This is a genomic window from Mesorhizobium sp. RSR565B, from assembly GCF_054719465.1.
Window position 1 is genome coordinate 5843543 of sequence record NZ_JBTTIE010000001.1, and the last position, 18487, is coordinate 5862029.

General features: G+C 59.2%; 17 protein-coding genes and 2 pseudogenes. 4 read left to right on the forward strand and 15 right to left on the reverse strand.

The window, feature by feature from the left end; genetic code table 11:
* Nucleotides 1–100: 100 nt before the first annotated feature.
* A complete protein-coding gene (locus ACYG9R_RS28280) occupies nucleotides 101–943 on the reverse strand; it encodes a plasmid partitioning protein RepB C-terminal domain-containing protein (RefSeq protein WP_050590604.1) in 843 nt (280 codons plus the stop codon).
* The gene (locus ACYG9R_RS28285) at nucleotides 937–2541 is read right to left on the reverse strand and encodes a recombinase family protein (RefSeq protein ID WP_081726980.1); all 1605 of its coding nucleotides are present in this window, start codon (nucleotides 2539–2541) and stop codon (nucleotides 937–939) included. Before ACYG9R_RS28285 ends, ACYG9R_RS28280 begins: the two co-directional genes overlap by 7 nt.
* A 113-nt stretch (nucleotides 2542–2654) precedes the next feature.
* On the opposite strand from ACYG9R_RS28285, the gene ACYG9R_RS28290 reads away from it, so the two are divergent.
* The 3 genes from ACYG9R_RS28290 (at nucleotide 2655) to ACYG9R_RS28300 (ending at nucleotide 4255) form a co-directional block, all read left to right on the forward strand.
* The gene (locus ACYG9R_RS28290) at nucleotides 2655–3056 is read left to right on the forward strand and encodes a type II toxin-antitoxin system HicB family antitoxin (protein ID WP_023731576.1); all 402 of its coding nucleotides are present in this window, start codon (nucleotides 2655–2657) and stop codon (nucleotides 3054–3056) included.
* A 198-nt stretch (nucleotides 3057–3254) separates the two neighbouring features.
* Nucleotides 3255–3572: a YMGG-like glycine zipper-containing protein gene (locus ACYG9R_RS28295; RefSeq protein WP_023731577.1), complete on the forward strand. Its 318-nt coding sequence runs from the start codon at nucleotides 3255–3257 to the stop codon at nucleotides 3570–3572.
* Nucleotides 3573–4087: 515 nt separating this feature from the next.
* A complete protein-coding gene (locus ACYG9R_RS28300; protein ID WP_023713678.1) occupies nucleotides 4088–4255 on the forward strand; it encodes a hypothetical protein in 168 nt (55 codons plus the stop codon).
* A gap of 217 nt (nucleotides 4256–4472) precedes the next feature.
* Here the strand turns inward: ACYG9R_RS28300 and ACYG9R_RS28305 are convergent, their stop codons facing one another.
* From ACYG9R_RS28305 to ACYG9R_RS28340, 8 genes and pseudogenes are all read right to left on the reverse strand, one after another.
* Nucleotides 4473–5351 carry a YihY/virulence factor BrkB family protein gene (locus ACYG9R_RS28305; RefSeq protein WP_023825282.1) on the reverse strand — a complete coding sequence of 293 codons (879 nt, stop codon included), beginning with the start codon at nucleotides 5349–5351 and terminating at the stop codon, nucleotides 4473–4475.
* 125 nt (nucleotides 5352–5476) lie between these two features.
* Nucleotides 5477–6439 (reverse strand): acyltransferase family protein, encoded by a 963-nt coding sequence (locus ACYG9R_RS28310; protein WP_023825283.1) that lies wholly within the window; start codon nucleotides 6437–6439, stop codon nucleotides 5477–5479.
* The gene (locus tag ACYG9R_RS28315; protein ID WP_348528165.1) at nucleotides 6415–6660 is read right to left on the reverse strand and encodes an acyltransferase family protein; all 246 of its coding nucleotides are present in this window, start codon (nucleotides 6658–6660) and stop codon (nucleotides 6415–6417) included. The genes ACYG9R_RS28310 and ACYG9R_RS28315 overlap by 25 nt, the downstream gene beginning before the upstream one ends.
* Nucleotides 6661–7051: 391 nt before the next feature.
* The gene (locus ACYG9R_RS28320) at nucleotides 7052–7894 is read right to left on the reverse strand and encodes a hypothetical protein (RefSeq protein ID WP_023708565.1); all 843 of its coding nucleotides are present in this window, start codon (nucleotides 7892–7894) and stop codon (nucleotides 7052–7054) included.
* Entirely contained in the window at nucleotides 7891–8283 is a 393-nt protein-coding gene (locus tag ACYG9R_RS28325; protein WP_023693628.1) for a phage holin family protein, read from the reverse strand. Before ACYG9R_RS28325 ends, ACYG9R_RS28320 begins: the two co-directional genes overlap by 4 nt.
* A complete protein-coding gene (locus ACYG9R_RS28330; protein ID WP_023825032.1) occupies nucleotides 8280–8888 on the reverse strand; it encodes a hypothetical protein in 609 nt (202 codons plus the stop codon). Before ACYG9R_RS28330 ends, ACYG9R_RS28325 begins: the two co-directional genes overlap by 4 nt.
* Before the next feature lie 304 nt (nucleotides 8889–9192).
* A pseudogene (locus ACYG9R_RS28335) lies at nucleotides 9193–9702 on the reverse strand (ATP-dependent DNA ligase); the annotation flags it as partial.
* A 360-nt stretch (nucleotides 9703–10062) separates the two neighbouring features.
* Nucleotides 10063–10593 carry a hypothetical protein gene (locus ACYG9R_RS28340; protein WP_023825273.1) on the reverse strand — a complete coding sequence of 177 codons (531 nt, stop codon included), beginning with the start codon at nucleotides 10591–10593 and terminating at the stop codon, nucleotides 10063–10065.
* A gap of 239 nt (nucleotides 10594–10832) precedes the next feature.
* Here ACYG9R_RS28340 and ACYG9R_RS28345 point away from each other — a divergent pair, with 239 nt between their 5' ends.
* Nucleotides 10833–11060, forward strand: a complete 228-nt coding sequence (locus tag ACYG9R_RS28345; protein WP_444849006.1) for a hypothetical protein — start codon at nucleotides 10833–10835, stop codon at nucleotides 11058–11060.
* A 1640-nt stretch (nucleotides 11061–12700) separates the two neighbouring features.
* Here ACYG9R_RS28345 and ACYG9R_RS28350 read toward each other — a convergent pair.
* The 5 genes and pseudogenes from ACYG9R_RS28350 to ACYG9R_RS28370 form a co-directional block, all read right to left on the reverse strand.
* Nucleotides 12701–13021, reverse strand: coding sequence for an ATP-binding cassette domain-containing protein (locus tag ACYG9R_RS28350; RefSeq protein ID WP_023825271.1), 321 nt, complete (start codon nucleotides 13019–13021; stop codon nucleotides 12701–12703).
* A 23-nt stretch (nucleotides 13022–13044) separates the two neighbouring features.
* Nucleotides 13045–13516 (reverse strand): annotated as a pseudogene (locus ACYG9R_RS28355) (FecCD family ABC transporter permease); the annotation flags it as partial.
* A 1050-nt stretch (nucleotides 13517–14566) separates the two neighbouring features.
* On the reverse strand, nucleotides 14567–15985 hold the full coding sequence (locus ACYG9R_RS28360; protein ID WP_023699089.1) for a coiled-coil domain-containing protein: 1419 nt from the start codon (nucleotides 15983–15985) through the stop codon (nucleotides 14567–14569).
* Between the two features lie 609 nt (nucleotides 15986–16594).
* Nucleotides 16595–17326 carry a hypothetical protein gene (locus ACYG9R_RS28365; protein WP_023699091.1) on the reverse strand — a complete coding sequence of 244 codons (732 nt, stop codon included), beginning with the start codon at nucleotides 17324–17326 and terminating at the stop codon, nucleotides 16595–16597.
* Between the two features lie 304 nt (nucleotides 17327–17630).
* Nucleotides 17631–18350, reverse strand: coding sequence for a class I SAM-dependent methyltransferase (locus ACYG9R_RS28370; protein ID WP_023825269.1), 720 nt, complete (start codon nucleotides 18348–18350; stop codon nucleotides 17631–17633).
* Nucleotides 18351–18487 lie beyond the last annotated feature (137 nt).

The window sequence follows — 18487 nt, forward strand, 5'->3', positions numbered from 1 at the left end:
CGGGTTTGGGTTTTCGAGGCCTGGACAGAAGTCACATTGGTTCTGTTGTTTGCATCCCGGCGACGGCGATCGGTTTGTATAGGAGTTGACGTCCGACCATCTAGCGCCCCTGTTCGAGGCATGGCATCGAGAAGCTGTGAAACTCTTCAAAATGCCCCGGAAAGGTCCGGGCGAGATACCGCACCACTCTGGAATTATCCATCAACCGGTCGAAAAAGCGGTTGGCTGCGACAAGCTCCAGGCCCACCTGGCCATGACGTTCCGCGGCGCTGAGAACCGCAAGGCTTACCGCGCCGACATCGAGCACCATCGCGCCGCGCTGGTCTTCCGCCTGTGTGGTGATCGTTGAGAGATTAAAACCCTCGACCAGCAGGGCTTGCGGTGTCAGAGCGACGAGTAGTCTCGCGTAGGTGATCCTGACCCGGTCCATCGCCACCATCAGCCGGGCAATCTCAAATTGCCTGGCTGGCAGCACCTTCTGGAGCAACCCGAAGATTTTTGTTTTTACCGGCGCGTCCCGAAGCAGGTCGAGGACATCAGGGCAAATTCCGTTAACGGCTTTCCGGTTCTCGCCTGTCTCGGAAGCGGGTTTTCCGGGAGAGCAGAACATTTGCGGCTCGCGGGTCGCGCCACGCAACCTATGTGCCAGTAGGCTTGGCATTGTCCTGAAGCCCTCGGACACCAGCGTGGCGCAGAATTGCTTGTCGCGCATCATCAGGTGGAGCGCCGCTACTATCCGGTCCAGGCTCTGTTCAGACTTTGCCGCTTGCGTTACGAAATCGCGCATGCGTTTGCATTCCGTATCGTAGGTCGCCAAAAATTCGTGTGAACGAAGCCTCTTCTTGGACCCTAATGCGCCAGCAACAATATTGCTCGCATGTCTGTCGCCACCGTTTTCCAACGCACGGTAGGCGGCGTCCTTGGCTAAGCGCTTGACTACCAAGCCACGCCTCCGACAGGCTCTCGCTCTGCCAACCTGATAATGGGGTCGAGCGTGGGAAAAATATAGCTGTCCAGCGGTATCCCATTGATGGCATGCAGTTCCGATTTACCCGCGATCTCGTGGGCAGGCGCAATCAAATAGTCCCGAATGGTCAGGTCGCCGGGATTCATACGGATCAGGACGAAAATGTCGGGTAGTGGCCGTTTATCGGCCTTGGAAAACCAGCGAGGATAGCCGAAGCCGGAAACCCTGCATCGGCCCATTGTAATCGCCACCGTGATCTCCTCGTTTATCCGCAGGAGGTCCATCGCCATGTCATGGGCAGCAACCCCGCCCTGCTTATCAATCGCGCCCACAAGATCCCGGATAATCTGCAGCCTCATTGATTCCAGGTGCCGGTTCACGCCGATGAAGCGGTAGTTCTTGGATGGCTCGTATCCGATCAGTTCATATGCTTTGACAATGGTTCCAAAACGCCACTGGTAGCGTTGGGCCGGCGGGCACCCGGGATCCGCGTCGATCATGGCCAACGACAAGGCGCCACGGCGAGCCAGAAGCGCCCTAAGGGCGGCCAGCATCTCGTCGTTGGTCATGTGGCGATAGATGGTCTTGAGCACGATCTGCGCCCGATCGAACAGTTTGCTGTCGACGATCGGCTCCAGGACGTTTTCCACCCGCACCCACTGTTCGGGGGGATTTCGGACTTGATGGCTTCTCAGCCGGGCCGAATGCTTGTTCCAGACGCTGTTGCCAATGTAATTTTCGTTGGTCAGCACCGAGTGCACGGATTCCCGCGTCCATGGTCGCCCCAAATCGCTGAGCACGCCGCGCTTGTTGAGCAGTCTTGCCATCTCCAGCTCTGTCTTGCGTGTTCTGACAAAGTGACTGAAGATCCACTTCACTGTCGCAATCTCGTCAGGCGGGCCGAGCACCAGAACTATTCTATCCGCCTGCTGGCTCTTGTATTCGTAGGATGAAAGGATGCCTTTTGAGCGGCCGTGTTGATCGACAAGCAAGCGCCGCAGGCCAAAGCCGGCCTTCCCGCCCTGCCGGAAGCCCAGCCGGATCAACCTCGCCTGGCCGATGAAGACTTTTTGCGAGAGCATTCTGCTCTGCTCGGCAGCCATGCTCCGTTTGATTGCTTTGAGGACGTCTGAGCCGATGCTGCCGTCATTTGCGAATTGCTCGGCGCAAAATTCGATACGCACGCCGGCCATCTGGCATCGGTATTCGTAGGCTGCGCTTTCATCAATGTTCTGAAAACGCCCCCAACGGCTTACATCATAGACCACAACCGTCTCAAAATCGGCTCGCCCACTTTCGACATCGGCCAACAGCTTCTGAAGACCGGGGCGCCCTCCAAGGTTTAAACCGCTGCGACCGAGGTCCTCGTAAGTGGCGACAATGTCGTAAGCCATGATATCGGCATAGTCGCGAATGGCATCCGCTTGGTTGTCGATCGAGTAGGTCTGGTGTTCCGTCGACATGCGCACGTACTGCGCGGCGCGAACTCTAGGCACAGTCTGGTTCCCGCCATCTATCTTTGGCACTTTCCCCACACTCTCGACCGTTGCCCAGGCAATGTCTGCCTGGGGCATGCCCAACCTACTAGGCAGCTTCCTACGGTCCCATTAGGAATACCTCGACAGTTTGTGTCGAATGGCTCGATGTCTGATCGAGCCTCGAAGCCGCTCCTTGGGGGAACCGACCCGTGCGTCACTATATCGGACTGATCCACAAGCAAGCGGACAGCGACTTCGGCGTATCCTTTCCCGATTTTCCGGGCGTGGTCACCGCCGGCACCAGCCTGGACGACGCCCGCGCCATGGCTGAAGAGGCCCTGGCCTTCCATCTCGAAGGCCTTGTCGAGGATGGCGAAGCCATTCCCGAGCCATCATCCCTGGAAGATGTCATGTCGAACAATGACAATCTCAGCCGGGTCGCCGTCCTGGTAGCGCTCAAAGCCGAGACCACAAAGGTGGTGCGCGTCAACGTCACCATTCCCGAAGATGTCCTCGACCAGATAGATCGATATGCGGAACGCCATGGCTATAGCCGGTCCGGATTCCTGACCGCCGCCGCGAAAAAGGCGATACGCGACGAGCCAGCCTAGCTGCTCCTCAACGGATTCAAACCGAGGCGCTACCGATCTGTTCGCGCAGGCCGTTTCCGCTTTGGCAACCATTGTCTTCAAGGCCCGAGAAACCACGTCTCATTTCGTGAGAGGGCGTGCCGCCGTTTGGCCGCATTGCGCCAGCAACTGGCAACCATTCGCCCCGATCCGCGTTTGGGGCTCCAAAGGAGTTCCAAGATGATGATCAGACAAACTATTGGCGCCGTGCTCATGACTGCAGCACTTGCAGGCTGCGCGACTCAGACCGAACAGCAGCAGAGGGCAACCACAGGCGCACTCATTGGCGGCGGTGTCGGCGCCCTCGCCGGCCAGGCACTGGGCGGCAACACCGAAAGCACGGTCGTGGGTGCCGCCGGCGGTGCCTTGCTCGGCGCTGTCATCGGCCAGTCGACCACGCCGCAGCGCCGCGGCGAACAGCTTTGCCGTTACCAGGACCGTCGCGGCCGGATCTACACGGCGCCTTGTGATGATCGCTATTACAACAACGACTATTGATCCAGCCTCCCTGGAAGTGCGGCTCTCTAACCTTTGCTGCCGCCCTTCCAGGGACCCGGGATCCGTTCGGCGTTTCACAATATGAGACCCCGCTCGGTCCGACACCCTCTGCCTCATGAGCTTGCGCTTGGTGCTTGCAAGTATCCATTTCGCGGAAGCGACGTGAAGCGGTGGTTTTTGGCGCCAACAATCACATCGCATTGCGGCTGCTGAAAGTGCCGACAGCGACCACCTGAAGAACGGGGTGACGGTCACGCTGCCAAGCATCAAGGCGCCAAGCGCGCCTTGGCCAAGCGAACGGCTTGCGCTGCATGCACAAAATGTGGGATAATTTGTTAGGTGGAGATTCTCGCTCACACCATCCAAAGGCCTCCTTCGGAGGCCTTTTTCATGTCATGGTGGCTGGCAACTGAGTGCCACAACGATTAGGTGGCAGTCCCTGCCTAGGCGAAGAGTAGCACTGCCGCCAAGGTCCTTCGACCGCTTTCACGTCGTAAGCTTGGAGAACAATCCCGATGCTCAACAGCATTGCGGGCTGGCTCGATGCTGCAACTGCAATTGCCATTGTTCGGCTCCTGATTGACCTCATGAACCTGTACCGCTCCGCTGCCGCCAAGAAGGCGTCGGACGGCAGGCGCGCGAGATCAAAGCCGATACGCAAGCGCCGTCCGCGTCGCCGCTGAACCGCGTCTTCCCAACCAACTCAAACTGTGACCGCGATGGTTTGGCCCACCAGCGCCCCGTGCACTCATCATATGGCGTCGACCGTATCCAGCTCGCGTGCCCTGCTCGGTGATGCGGTCGGCGCCGACGGGTAATGATGCGGGTGGCGTCGCGAAGGCAGCCAGCCGGCGCGCCGCGCGCCTAGTCGATTTCGTCGTTAGTGGCGTGTGTTGCAAGTCAAGCACTGTGAAGCACAGCATCCAGATCGGACCTGCTGCCGTGTCGAATGGAATAGGCGCGAGTGATTTCCGCACCAAAAAGAAAAATTTCCGCCGAGTAGTAAGCCCACAACAGGATGACGAGGAGCCCACCGGCGGCCCCATATGAGGCCGCGACGGCGCTGGAGCCTATATACCAACCGATAAGCGATTTGCCGAGGGTGAACAGGGCAGCGGTCACAACAGCGCCAATCCAGACATCCCGCCATTCCAGGGTTCGATCAGGCAAGACCTTGAAGATAGCGGCGAAAATGGCAGCGAGGAGGACAAAAGAAACGACCGCGTTGATAACGGCCAGGACAAGTGTCCCGAACGGCAACTGTGCGTTGATGAGGTTGCCTAGGGCCGAAATCGCCGCGCTCGCGACTAGAGAGACGAGCAACATGAAGCCAAGTGCGGTGACCAGTCCCAGACTTACCGCACGTGCGCGCACCAGGCGCGACAACGAACTGCCCTGCGCTTCGACCTTCCATATCATATTCAAGGACTGCTGTATTTCGCCGAAGACCCCGGAAGCGCTCACAAGCAAGGTGATGATGCCAATCACCGCCGCCCAGGTGCCGCCGGATGGCTTTTCGGATGCGCTCTTCAGTGCGGTTTGCAGGATATTTGCGCTTTCTGTACCCATCATCCCTGTGATTTGAGCGGACAATGCCGCTTGGGCTGCCTCGTGACCGAATGCGAGACCCGCAATTGCAATCACGATGAGCAGAATTGGCGCCAACGATGTTGTGGCATAAAAAGCGATTGCCGCGCCATGGCTGAGAGCATTGTCGTTGACGAACCCAACGACGGCTTCTCGCACCATTGCCCATGCATTTGTGATCCCGCGATGCATTTTTCGCCCCAGTCGAATTGGCGTTCACTAGCAATGCACCAGCACACGTGATGTTCCGGTTGCGGGCTACTAACGCCCTCAGGGAGAGCAGGCAACGTCAGTGGTTATGCGCCGCGCTTGGCGCCCTACTCCGCCGGGGTCTTCTCGAGCACCGGCGCAATTTTCCGGCCAAAGCGCTGGACAACGAAGCGGCCCGCCTTCTGGCCGGGGACCTCGATCAGAGTGTAGGTGATCCAGGACAGCAACGTCACCGTCGGCAGCACAACGGCAACGACGATGGCGAAGCGCAGCGGCGCCGACAGTTCGTGGCCGAACTCACTGATGACGAACGCCGCGACGGGCTGCAGCACCAGCAGATGGATCAGGTAGATGCTGAAGGAAAGCTCGCCCATCAGGTGGAAGAACCGGTTGCTGAGCGTCACGGCGATCGCTCGCGCCAACATTCCCGCCCTTCCAGGCAGCATGCGGTAGAGAACCAGCGCAAAGAAGCCCGCCACCAGCGCTTCACGCACCAGAAGCTTGCCCAGCCCCTGGTCGCCGCCAAAGGGCAGCGCCGCCAAAAGCATGGCCAATGCCAGATAGAGGAACGGCCTCGGTCGGCTCTGATGCACGACTCCGGCCAGCAGCATCCCGCACAGGAATATCTGTATCTTGAGCGGCAGAAAGGACGGCATCGGAAAATGGATCGACAACAGCCGCATCGCAAACACGATGACGCAGCCGGCCGCCGCGACCACAAGGGCGCTCCTAATCCAGTCCAGCCTGCGCACCAGCAGCATGACGGCCGGGAACACGGCATAGAACTGCATCTCCAGCCCCAGGCTCCAGTCAGGCAGCGGCGTGCGATAGGCGAGGTTCGGCACCAGCCCAAACAGGAACGTGAGATGAGCGACGATGTTTTTCAGGCTGCCGTCGAGGTAGCGTTCCGGCGCCTGGTGCGATCTGGAGAGGAAATCGTCGATGATGATCCTGCGATCGTAGAGATAGGGGCCAAGCGCCAGCGCCAGGAAAAGCATGACATAGAACAGCGGCGCGATCCTGAAATAGCGGCGCGTCCAGAATTTCAGCCAGGTTTCCGGTCTTGCCAAGGCTCCTTTTCGTGGCGCAGCTGATAGTGGAACACCATCAGGAAGCCGGACAGCATGATGAACAGGTCGACGCCGAGATCCGGCTCGCCGATGATCGGAATTTGCCAGCCGGTCAAAAGCATGCAGTGCCCGACCAGCACCCAGATCGCCGCAAGCGCGCGAAGCCCGTCCAGGCATTCGATGCGCGACGAGTTGATGATGCTGGTTTCGTAGCTAGCCATGTTGCACTGCAGCATGGCGCCTGAGCAGCGATTGTCAACCCGGTGAGCGATGACGAATTGCGGTTACGAGTGCTGGACCGACCCTCGTATCGCCGTGCTCCATAAGTGGGTTCGGACGAGGCCACGTGGCCCTGAAGGCCGGGACGGTCAGCCGCGCCAAACGGCGACAATTGAGCGCACTGCTGCTCGACAGCTTGTGAGCCGTGTTTGGAAGGCTCTCCGTTAGCGAGGGTCCTATTTGAGCGCTCTGCAGTTCCGGCGCATCCTGGGAATTGCCGGCACGTCACGTCAATTGGCTGAAGGCGGTCTGGGCCTTCGAAACGCAGCGATCAGCGCGACCATTATCACGCTTTCTGGAGAGGCCGGCTATCGTTGATCCAGGATCATCAAGCTAGGTTTGGCGCTGAGACGTATCGGAAATTCGTTCGCGCACGGCATGCTCGGTCTTGTCTGCTGTGGACTTCACGATCTCGCCGAGCTGATCGGCTATCGTGTCTGCTTCCATATCTTGCCGGCCAGCTTCCTGCTTGATGGTCTCATAGGCTTCGGCGGCGACCTGCTTGGCCTCATCGAGGCCCCTATTGAGCAAAGTTTCGGCGGAATCGCGAAGCTTGTCGCCATAGGCGCCTAGTTGCTCGTCCTCCGTTGCGGTATGGGGCAGCATTGCACCTATAGCGGCGCCGATGGCGAGACCGACGGCCGCTACGGCCAAGGGTTGGTCCTCCAACAGATCTTGCGCGGAGCGGCTGGCTTTCGCCGCCATGTCCCCAGTCGTCGAGCTTGCATTGGCAGCGCTTCCCGTCAGACCCGCCGCAGCGGCTCTTGCGGTGCTCGATATGGTGTCGCCGACGCTGGTAGCGCTTGAGGAGAGCGATTCCGCGGCGTCGGAGAGCGTGCCGCCCAAACCGCCGCGCTCCCCTGCTACATCATGTCGTCCCGGCGCTGAAGGCAATGGATAGCCAGCCGAACGGTGGGCGGTGTTTGAGGCACCGCTGCCGAACATCAGCCAGGCCAGACCTGCGCCCACCATGGTGACCGGCAAAGGATTGTCTCGGACCTGCGTTCTGAGATTGCTGAGCATGGCCGCGCTCTCCCCTCCCGAGAACAGCCCGGTGAACTCATCCAGCAATTGTCCCGGCGTCATCTTGCCTCGAATGGATTCGGCGGTCTCCATCACCCGGGCGCGCGCCCCCTCGGCCTCGCGTTCAAGTTCGGCTGCGGATTTCTCTTTCATCTCACCTGTTCCTTAATCGCGCTCGCGTCGCGCTTCAGCTGTCCCTGGGTCCGGTCGGGGGTAAGTTCCGAAGGCGCCATGCTGGCCGTCCCGGTCCGCAGCAGGATGACGCCGAGGACCGCCACGACCACACCGACCAGCAGGGAAGACCACCCCGCGCCAAGCCCTGCCCGCGTCAGTGCGATAATGAGCGCCTGCAGCAACACCAAGAGCGCGGCGAGCAGGCAAATCGCGCCGCCCAGCACTTCCGCGGCACCTGCTCCGGCTTTGGTAAGCTTTTCAGAGAGCTCGGCCCGAAACAGCCTCGCCTCGGTTTGCACCAGAGTGGTTACATTCTGGGCCAAATCGGTGACTAGCCCGGCAAGGCTGGGATTGTCCTGGTTGTTCATCTGTCCTGCTCCGCGATCTGCGTGGCGCCATCATCGCCGACCACGCCAAAATCTTGTGGACGATCAGCGGACCAACCCTGTGGCTGATCGGTGTGTGATCTGAGGCCTCCCGGAGCGGCCTCAGAATCGGGCGTTGCCGGCGGAGAAGCCTTGATGAACCGCCCGAGAGCCAATCCGGCCAACACCGATCCCGCAAGCAGGACACCGGGATTTTGCCGGCCGAAGGACTGGACGTCATCAAGGACTTGGCTAAAGGGCTTCTGTTTCAAGGACGATGAAAGCCGCTCAAGGCCACTGGCAGCATCCAAAGCGAATTTCGATGCGTTCCTTTCATCGTTGCTGGCAAGGTGATCGCTGGCCGCTCGCAGTGCACCACCCAACGCCGCCAAGCTCGATCCGATGTCGCGCTGCGCCTCCTCCGCCTTGTCGGAGATGACCTGCGTGGCTTCAGATGCATAGTCGCCAGCCTTACGGGTCACCTCGTCCCGCGCGTCGTGAAGCAACTCGCTGGCACGCTCATTTTCCTGGCGAAGTCTTTCGGAGACGTCGCTTTTCGCCTTGTCGAAATCGGTGGGCTGTCCACCCTGATCCTTCTCATGCTGCATGAGGCCACCTAGTGAAAACCGAGGAAGGAGAGGACCGCGAGCACGACGACGATAAGGCCGATAAGATAGATTACACTGTTCATGTGCACGTCCTCCGTAGCTTTCCAACTTCGACGAACCTGCGATGTTCCGTAAGTGAGAGCATTTATCTCAGCCGAAACGAAGAGCTTCGTCAGGCACGCACCCAGTCACCAGTGAGTTGCCCTGTCCCTCGCCGTCCAACACTGGCCGGACGTTGAGGCTCTGGAGCAGGCCGCGCCGAGCGATCGACGCGGCGAGGGCGGCGCGCGCCCAGCAGGGACTCAAGTTGCGCCTTGCGCTCGAGGAGCGGCTGGTTCGACAAATCTTCACCATCGAATTCAAGCAGATCGAAGGCGTAGAACTTGAGGGGCATACCCGCGGCGATGCCGGTTTTCAGCATGGAGAAGTTCGTGCGGCCCTGGCTGTCGATCGCGACGATCTCACCATCGATCAGCACCGCGCCTTCGGTCAGTCTTTGAAGCGGCGGCAGGATGACCTTGAACTGTCGGGTCCAGTCGTGGCCATTGCGCGTATAAACGACATTGGAGCCGGAGATGGCGATTTGGGCACGATAGCCGTCGAACTTCATCTCGAAAAGCCAATCCCCGCCGACCGGTATGTGGTCTGTCAGCGTGCATAGCTGGAAGGGTCGAAACCGCGGGAGCCGATTTGTAGGGACAGATTCTGAGTCTCTGGGCCGTGTGCGCCTTTTACTGAGGGTGCCGTCTACAGCCGACATGCGGAACTCGGATACATAGTCCGACTCAATACCCTGCCCGGGATTCGGTTCCATGCCCAAGCATCCCGCGCCGGCGACCGTCGGCGCTCAAAGGAAGAAAGGCGTATAAGCCGCAGTCCTGCTTGCGTCCGCAACAGCGGACAATTGTCGCGCGCAGGACGAAGGAAATTCGCCCCCGCCGCGGGCGGTGAACGGGACAGCCGTAGGAGCGTCAGCATAGCGCCGGCCGCAGGACGGGACGCGGGACCGACTGTCCCCGTCCGCGGTGGTCCGCATATTTTTGCGTCGAAGCCGACCGGCGGAGATCGCGCATTTCCCGCTTCGACAGTTCGGCCGCTGATCGCGATCGGAGTGTCCAAGCCAGAGCCGAGTTGGCCTACACGAAATCGATGAGGTCTTGCATCCGTTCACCCCTCAATTGCGTGGCAGCTTGTGAATTTCCAGCCTGACAGGCCCTCCCCTGTCACAACTTGTGCAAAAGAGCGCTCGCTCGACCGAACTCAATAGAGCGCCTTTTCCATAGCGTTCAATGAGGCCGGCAGGCTTTACCGTTGCATGGTGCGAACAGGATCTGCACCAGGCCCGCAGCACATGCCACTCGCGAAGATCGCCGAGCGCCACATCCAGGGCAGCGTGAACGCTGCCATCGATGATGGCCTGCAATGGGATCTTGACCTCGCCTGGTGTCAGAATTTTCTCCATCACATGCCGACTGTTGTAGTGGATCAGCAACATGCCCGGCCGGCGTCGGATGGCGGCCTGCCAGGCTGCCTGACTCACAGTTGAATCGGGGGAACGAGAAATGGTTTCGGACAAAACCTGCTCCTCGCGATCCCAGACCTCGACCCAAAAATTGTGTTCCGCGGTTTTTGCCGTTGCTTCGCCATCCACGGCGATTGACGCCAAGCCATGGTCGCTTTGCTGCTCCAGATCACGCAGAAACAAGGAACATATTTCTCCCTCGTCAAGGGCATGCTGGACTCTTCGTTCTCTTTTTGTTCACTATTGGCACGTGCTGGCCGGCGTCATCCAGATTGCCGCAGGACTCATTAACTCAGCGTGGCGCTTGCGCAATAACTAATTTAGTGAAATCTTAAATGCTTCTGGGAGTAGACGAGAGACCGGTCGGTCCAATTATGGGGCGGCATTGAACATAAATGTTTTTTCCGCGATTCCTGGTCGGGATGTTTGCCACGTCGACCGTGGTGGCGTTATGGATTTACCTAGCAACGGGTTCGTTCTGGAAGTCGCTTGCATGGACCTTGCTGATTTTGATCATATTCCAGGTTGGATATTTCTTGTTTTCATTCGCGCTTTTCCACACGCTTTGGACGAAGAGAACCGAAGAAAAACCGAACACCGCCGAGCCTACCCGTCGAGACGGCGGTGTCTCATCTAAAGGCGGCCGATGACGCTCACAAGCCGGCCACGCAGCATCGTCAAATCGCCGGGGAAGGTTGACCGTCTTAAATCGCGCCATCGTTGGGCGGCAAGCGCCTCCCTGAAATCTTGCAGAGGAATGAAGCAAGCCTTCCTCGCGGCGCAGGTGCCTCACACGCCCGAATGCTGTCTTTGCAAGCAACGATCTCCCCACTGTTATTGGGTAGCCGGGCCGAGGCTTGCGTTTGCACATGATCGGCGATGCTGCCCTGGGGATCGCGGCGACTGGCCGAATAGGACGACAAATGACGCAGGAACTTGGACGCTACAGATGCTGTGGCACCAGCGGACAGGAATACCGTCGTTGAATACCAGAATATGGTCGGCTTCGACGCCATGAGTGGCCGACAGATAGGCCGAGAACGAAAGAGCATGGCTTAGTCAATGGCGGCGCTGCACCGACGACAACACCACTCAGACACTCAGCACCCACGAGTTCATCCAACAGGTGGATTAGGCCACCGTCGATGTTAGTCCAGGGGCTCCGAACTCAGCGTGTGGTCGGTCGTCCTCGAATTCACTCGGAGGGTTCTGCGGGCGCGCGTTCCCGCTGACCGCTCTCCATCCCAAGTCCTCAAGCGATCCGCGGCAGCCAGCTTGCGCGCGGGGCCTCCTAGGTGATCACGCCATAACGCCGATCGACCGAATAGGTCATGACTTCAGCTGCGGCGGACCAGATGTCTGCTTGGCCGCCGCCGCACAGCCCAGCAGATCCCACCTGGCGCCGGCTTCTCGAGCGTTCGCTGCGGGCCATCGTCCAAAAGGCTGTGTTCCAACAACTCTAACGAGAGAGATACACTCCTGCTACTCGGCGCCGCTTCCCTCAAAGCGCTGTCTGGTAAAAAGGCTCGGCGCCCTTCTGGTTTGTTCAGGTTCAAAAGGAGGGCGCCGGCCCCAGACTTTTCCGCCCAGAATGGCGATTGGCGCTTCGGGGTGATCTCGTCGACCCTCACCTGTCGCCGATCTTTTTCGCCCAGGCCAGCGCCTTGGTCTTGGCTTTTGTGGTGAAACACCGTTGAGCGGTCGCCACCGACTCGTCGAGCATGCTCCACCTTCGCTTAGACCATAAAGGTGTGGTGCGCTCATATTAGCATGAGCATATATAACTTGGCAGCCGGCCATGTCCCCAGTCCCCAGCCGGTTAGGCCCGGCTGCTCTCTACCCCCAAAGAAAGCCGGGCCGTCCCCGCGGCCAGATCGTTCCGCGCTTGGTAGACAGCTCGCCGGGCGATACCCCGACCACCTCGAGCCCGGCGAGCCTGACCTGGATCAATGATCGGATCAGGACCGGGGTCAGCCGGCAAATATCTATGCAAGACCGGTGTCACTTTGTTAGCGCTGAAATGGATCAGTTTTCACAGGACCACCAACCCAGCGCAGCGAAACCAACTGCTGGGACAAGCATGCAGCACCGAATCGCGAACGGCGATATTAGCACGCACTTAATTACCTCATAACATTTTAACGAAACGTTGACCGCGCTGTCCCAGAATAGGACGGCGCGGTCGGACCCCAACCGGACTGCGCAGGCGGGCTTCGGCACTCAGCGCCCGCCGAACTGTCGGAGCCGCCACCCACATCCCACATTATGCCAGCAACGGTTGAATCAACTATTACTGCGCGTGCAAACGGCCTGCCATGGGAACAAAAGAGGGATTCACATCGAACACGGTTCGATCAGGATCGGACCATGCCTGCGCCAGCACGGCACGCACGCTCGCGGCCTCCACTGGCTTCATCGCGGAGAGGTCGCGGTCGTTGGCCACTGTCCCCGTAAACGCCAGATCGCCCGACAACGCCTTGAAGAAAGTCGTCTTGCCCGAGCCGTTCGGTCCGACGAAGGCGGCGATCTCGCCCGGCCTCGCAACGAAATCGACATTGGTAACAATGCGCTTGCCGCTTATCGCTACCCAGACATCGCGTGCTTCGATCATGCCGGCCTCATAGGTTTCAAATCTCACAAGTCGATTACGCCGCGCTTGTGCAGCAGAATCCAGAGGAAGAACGGCGTGCCGGCGATCGCGTGACGATGCCGATCGGCAGTTCGGCCGGCGCTACGACCAATCGGGCAACGGCATCGGCGATCAGCAGCATGCAGGCGCCAAGCAGCGCCGATGCCGGCAAGAGATAGCGATTGTCCGGGCCGATCAGCAGCCCCAGCAGATGCGGCACGACGATGCCGACGAAACCGATGCCTCCGCTGACTGCGACAGAGGCGCCGACCGCTGCCGAGACGCCGACGATCGCGGTGTATTTCAGCCGTGGTACCGGGATATCGAGATGGCCGGCCGTCGCCTCGCCGAGCGCCAGCGCGTTGAGCCCTTGGCCAGGAACGGCATCGCCGCCACCGCCAAAACGATGATCGGTCCGACGGAAGCGATCTTCGGCCAGGTCGCGCCGCCGAGCGAGCCCAGTTGCCAGAAGGTCAGGTATGCGGAACTGCCGGAAAACAATCTTTGACGATCTCTCCCCCAACCGCTCGCAGCGAGCCGCAAAACGCGTGGCGCCTTGTCCGCGCCTTCGCCCTCGATATGGTCGCCAAGATTGTCGTGGGCCTTGCCGTAGGTCTGGGCGTCGCCATCGGAATAACGGTTCGCGACCACGCCAGGCACACGCGCGCGCCCCGGCCATCCACGAAACTTGATAGGCGAAGCCGACTGTAAGGCGACCAAAACGGAGACGCTGCAGTCCGCACCTGATTGCGGGGGCCCGTGTCAGAAATGGAGTTCTCCTCTAGTTGTCAATGGCGGCAGCCAGGACGTCGTCCTGGCTGATTGAACCGGGGTTTTCGAAAGTTCAGGCAGCGCGTCCGCGACAGGTGACAACACGGCGATCGCTGACTCATAGACCTCCGTCAGGTAGGACGAGATCAAAGGATCGCTGCGCCACTCAACAGCTCGGCAAAGAAGGCCGTAGACCTCACGTTTGGTTCCGACGTCCACGCCGGCCGGGGTTTCGTCAAAGATGAAACATCGGCAAGAATGTCCCATTGAGCAGGACCTCGACCTCCTTCTCGACCATGCCCAGGCGCGGGCTCGGCGATCTCACACTCAAAGTTGCGACCTGACAAAGTCGAAGCGTTGAATGGGTGATGCGCCCGTCGGGCGTTCATGGTTGTTGTAGCACCGCAGCACGATCACACCGGATCAATTGTCAACCCATCAGCCCTGCTGCTCGAAGGGCCTCCTCCGTGACCTTCGTGATCTCTGCTGGTGGTGAAGCAGATGTGTCGCTGCCAAACTTCTCGAAGGCAAGATCGACTTCAACTACCCGCGCTTGCTGCGCTGCGGAACTATAATGCGGCGGTTGCGTCGCTGCTTCCTTGAGGCCGGAAAAACGAGCGGGCCAGACAAAGTTCGCACGCCTGCTTTGCTGTCTTCGGTTCTACTAGAGCCAAGTGTGAACGGGACGCCTGGCGCTGGATTGCGCGCCCAAAAGGATCACTTTGTGACCACCAGCATCAGTACCGCCGTCGCTCCCTACGACGCTGCACGCAAGCTCGGGCGGGAACGTCGTCTGGTTGTGGAGCGGGTTGGTTCCACTGCCATGCTGCCAACACCAACAACGCCCTCACGCTCCCTTGCACTCGTTACTTTGTGCAAACGCTCATAGGGCAGCAACTCCTTGACCCGCGTACCAAGCGCAACAATTTCTGCCCGCAAATCTTCGCATTCCTGCCTCTGGACTTCGTGCTGCATCTGCTCGGAGGCGTATTGCGCCGAGATGTGCGAGAGGTCCGCAGTCAGCTTCGAAAGGCTCGTCATGTCGGCTTCGCTCTCTTTCAAGAGATCAGAATACCTTTCATCCGCAACCTGCTTTTCGGCCATGGTATCGCTCCATTGAGCCGTCAGCCTGGCGATTTCACTGGATGCTACGCTTGCCTCGTTCGTTGCCGCATCCAGTCGCGATTGAAGACTTTGAATTTCAGATCGCAAACCTCGCATCTCTGCGAGACTGCATGCACGTTCGGCTCCCGTGTCATCTTCCATGATGCGTGCGGCCTCTGCCATTTCCGACAGTTTCGCCTGCGCGATCTCAAGCGACTTCTGCAACCGCGTTTCGTCCTTCTCGCTCTTGCCGAGCGCAGCCAGCAGTTCGGAATGCCGCACCGCATCGTTGGCGTGGATCGTCGACAGCTCATCAAGCCTCCGCCTCGCCTCAGCTTCCCGCTTTTGCGACTTGTCGAGGTCGATCGAGAGTCTGACATGCTTTTCTCGCAAGGTATCGTTTTCGCGCGCCCGTCTATCGGCCTCGGCTGTTCTGGCCGAAAGAGCTTTGGCCGCCTCGCCGAAGTCCGCCTCCCTTATTGCGATGGTAGTGGCCGCTTCTACAAGTTCCAGCCTTACGGCGGCGAGCGCACTACGAAGAGCGTCCCTGTCCTGGGCCAAGCTTACTTCGCGCTGCTGTATGGCTCCGAACGCGCTGTCGTGCTCACGTTGCTTCCTCATCGCATCGTGCAGCTGTTCGGACAGGACCATGTGTTCTCTCGTCAGGTTGGCATTTGCCACTTCCAGTTCGTTGGCACGAAAGAAGTCCGCTTGAAGGATCTGAAAAAAATCGCGTGTGTAGTGGTGCGAAGTTGCAACCTCCATTAGCTTGGCTTTGACATCCTCCAAATGGCCTTCCGCATCCTGAATGAGCATCTCAAATGAGCTCAAAGCAGCCAGCCGGCTCTGCGTATGCGAAGTTAGCTGGCGAGGGGTTTCATTGGGAGTGCCCTCGGGTTGCAGGGCATCGGTCCCTTTTGCGAGGCTGTCTTTCGAGGCACTGCCGTCGTCTGATGGTGACACCTCGTCAAGGCTCAGGGAGATGTTCAAAGCCTCGACTAGCTCTGTCTCGAGTTCCTCGGCGGCTCTTTCCACATTGTCGTAACGTTTGATCAGGTTCGATAGTTTCATGACAAGCTCTCCCGGCGCACCACTTTGAATTAATGGTTTGGCAACCAACGATTACACACCATATACCGCTCCGGGAACGACGACTGCCATGCAATCGACTATATTAGATCATTCTAAAGCAGTACGCTCGCAAAGGGGGGAGTGCCTGCTTCGGATCAATCCGGTGATCATGCCGCCAAGTCGAACGTCTTCTTTCGGGAGACGACCAAGGAAGCCTCAACGGCCGACATTGGCGCGCAGGCGCCGATCATAAGGCGCATACCAGACATTCCGCAGCTGATCGTCCACGTTCCCGGTCGTATCATGCCCTTCCACATGGTCGATCGGAGAACAGCCTGCATATACTCTGCGAGGTCGAGTTCGCCGTGCGCCCGATCTATAATAGAGATCGGGCCTGGCCGGGCGATCCCTTTGCCCAACCGCAGCATACTACAGGCGGCGAGCGGCGCCATCTCCTCCTCCCCCGCTGGCTCTAGCGGAGTGGATTCTGCCGCGGCCCGTGCAAGGCTTCGCAGAAGGATGCTGTCTCGTGCGCGTCAACGCTTCGCAATTGCCTCCTTCGGTGCAGTTCCGAAGATCAGAGTTGGTTTGTTCCTCACCCCTTACCGATCAAGCGATGTGCAGGAGTTCGCGCAGCCGGACCGGCAGTCGGGGCGAGGCTTGCAGTTCGGCGCAACTCGCCTCCCATCGATTCAGATACTCGGCGATCGGTACACCTGTGCGGCCGGGCCATCGGTTCAGTGCGCCCAGCGCCTCGACACAGTCGGGCGCCGCCTCGTACTCAGTGAGGATGGTCTGGGAGATTGCTTGGGCAAACGGATTGAGACCGGGTATTTCGATTTCGCTGCGATGATCGGCGAACCAGGCGGCCGGGTCGCGGCTCAGCCCCTGGCTGTCGGCGAGCGCGGCGTAGCCGCGGACGATGTTGTCGCGATACGCCGCTATGGCATCGCCGAACGCGTTGTCGCCGGCAAATGGCGGACTCTCTTTCCAGTCCTTCGCCAAGCGACCAAGACCGCGCAGCGAGAAGGCCTCGACCAACGCTTCCTCCAGCCACTGGCAGGGCGGCGCCGGCTTGGCATCCGCCTGCCAGCTGTTGGCCATGACGTGGCCGAGCTCATGGCCGAATTGGTAGGCGAGCTTTGACCAATCCCGTTCGCCAATGTCGACAATGATCCACGCCATGCTGCTACCGTCGGGGTGCAGCCAGATCGCCGGCTGCCCCGAAGTGTGCTCGTCGACACGAAGTCGCGTAGGCTGGCCATCGGAGAGCAGGCGGACGCCATCCAGGCAGGCGTGCCGCGTGCGCTCGACAACCTGATCTGCGGAGCGCGGAAGCATGTGACCCCAGTCGCCGGCGAGTTCGATCGGGGCGGTTAGTAGGGTGGAGGGAACGGCAAGGGGCGGCACGGACACCGCGTAGCTTGTGCCTGCTCTTCCCGGCTGCGTCAATGCCGCTGGGATCAAGTTGCGGATCGCTGCGCCCGCAAACAGTGTAACGAAATCTCGTCGCCGCAATTGGGTTCCTGATGTCCGACCGCTCGAACTTAGAATACCTGATCCGTAAGGCAAAGGGTCGGGACGCATGGTGCGTTTCAAACAAGCTTTTGACCGCGGTTTGCGAACGCCTTTGCTGGCTGCGCGCTCAATCATCCTTTCCTGACCTTTGCCACGCCGCAAGGTAATCACTTTGGTAAACTTTCTGCTCGCCGTCAGAAATCTCGAATGTCTTCCTGGCTGCCATGAGGACGTATGTTCTAGCAGTGCTCATTGTCATGTTTGAGCGCTGTCCGAGAACAGCCGGGTCGGGAACGTCTCGTGGATTGGGCTTCCCCACGTCGTCGACCAATTGCATCAGCTCTATCTCGAATCCGTTTTCGCGAGAAAATGTTCGCCATAACAAGTCAGGACTAAACTGGTAAAGGCCATGTCCAAGTAAGTTATTTGCGCCGTCCACCATCAAGAATATGCCGCCGACTCTTAGCATCCTCTTTACGTTCGAAAATGCCATGCGCGTATCAAACACATGCTCAATCGTCCCGCCGTCGAAAATACAGTCGAATTGATTTGCAAGTTCATCAGGAATCGGATCGTTCAGGTCGTGAGTGATGTCGGCTCCTTCGAAATCAGAATAATCGAGTGACCTTATCGCCTTGCTTCCCAGATACTTGAATAATTCCTCGCAATATCGCGTTTCTCCCTTGATATTTTCGATCGATACTCGTCTGTCATATGAACGAAGGACGGAATTTCCCAAGGTGCTGTCGTGAATGTGGTAACCTTGACGTCCTAACCACAAGGTTTCGCCAAGAGACCGCCCGCGGAATTTCAAGAGAAAATCCATAACGTATATATCGACACCCATCGAACTTGCCCCCGCCACGGCCTTTGTATTTGGTCACTTATCGATGTGTGCGTAGAATCAACTGCCGATGCCGGACGACGACTTGACATCCTGTGCGACCGATCGGCGCGCAGCCCGTACATTAGCACGACTGTGTC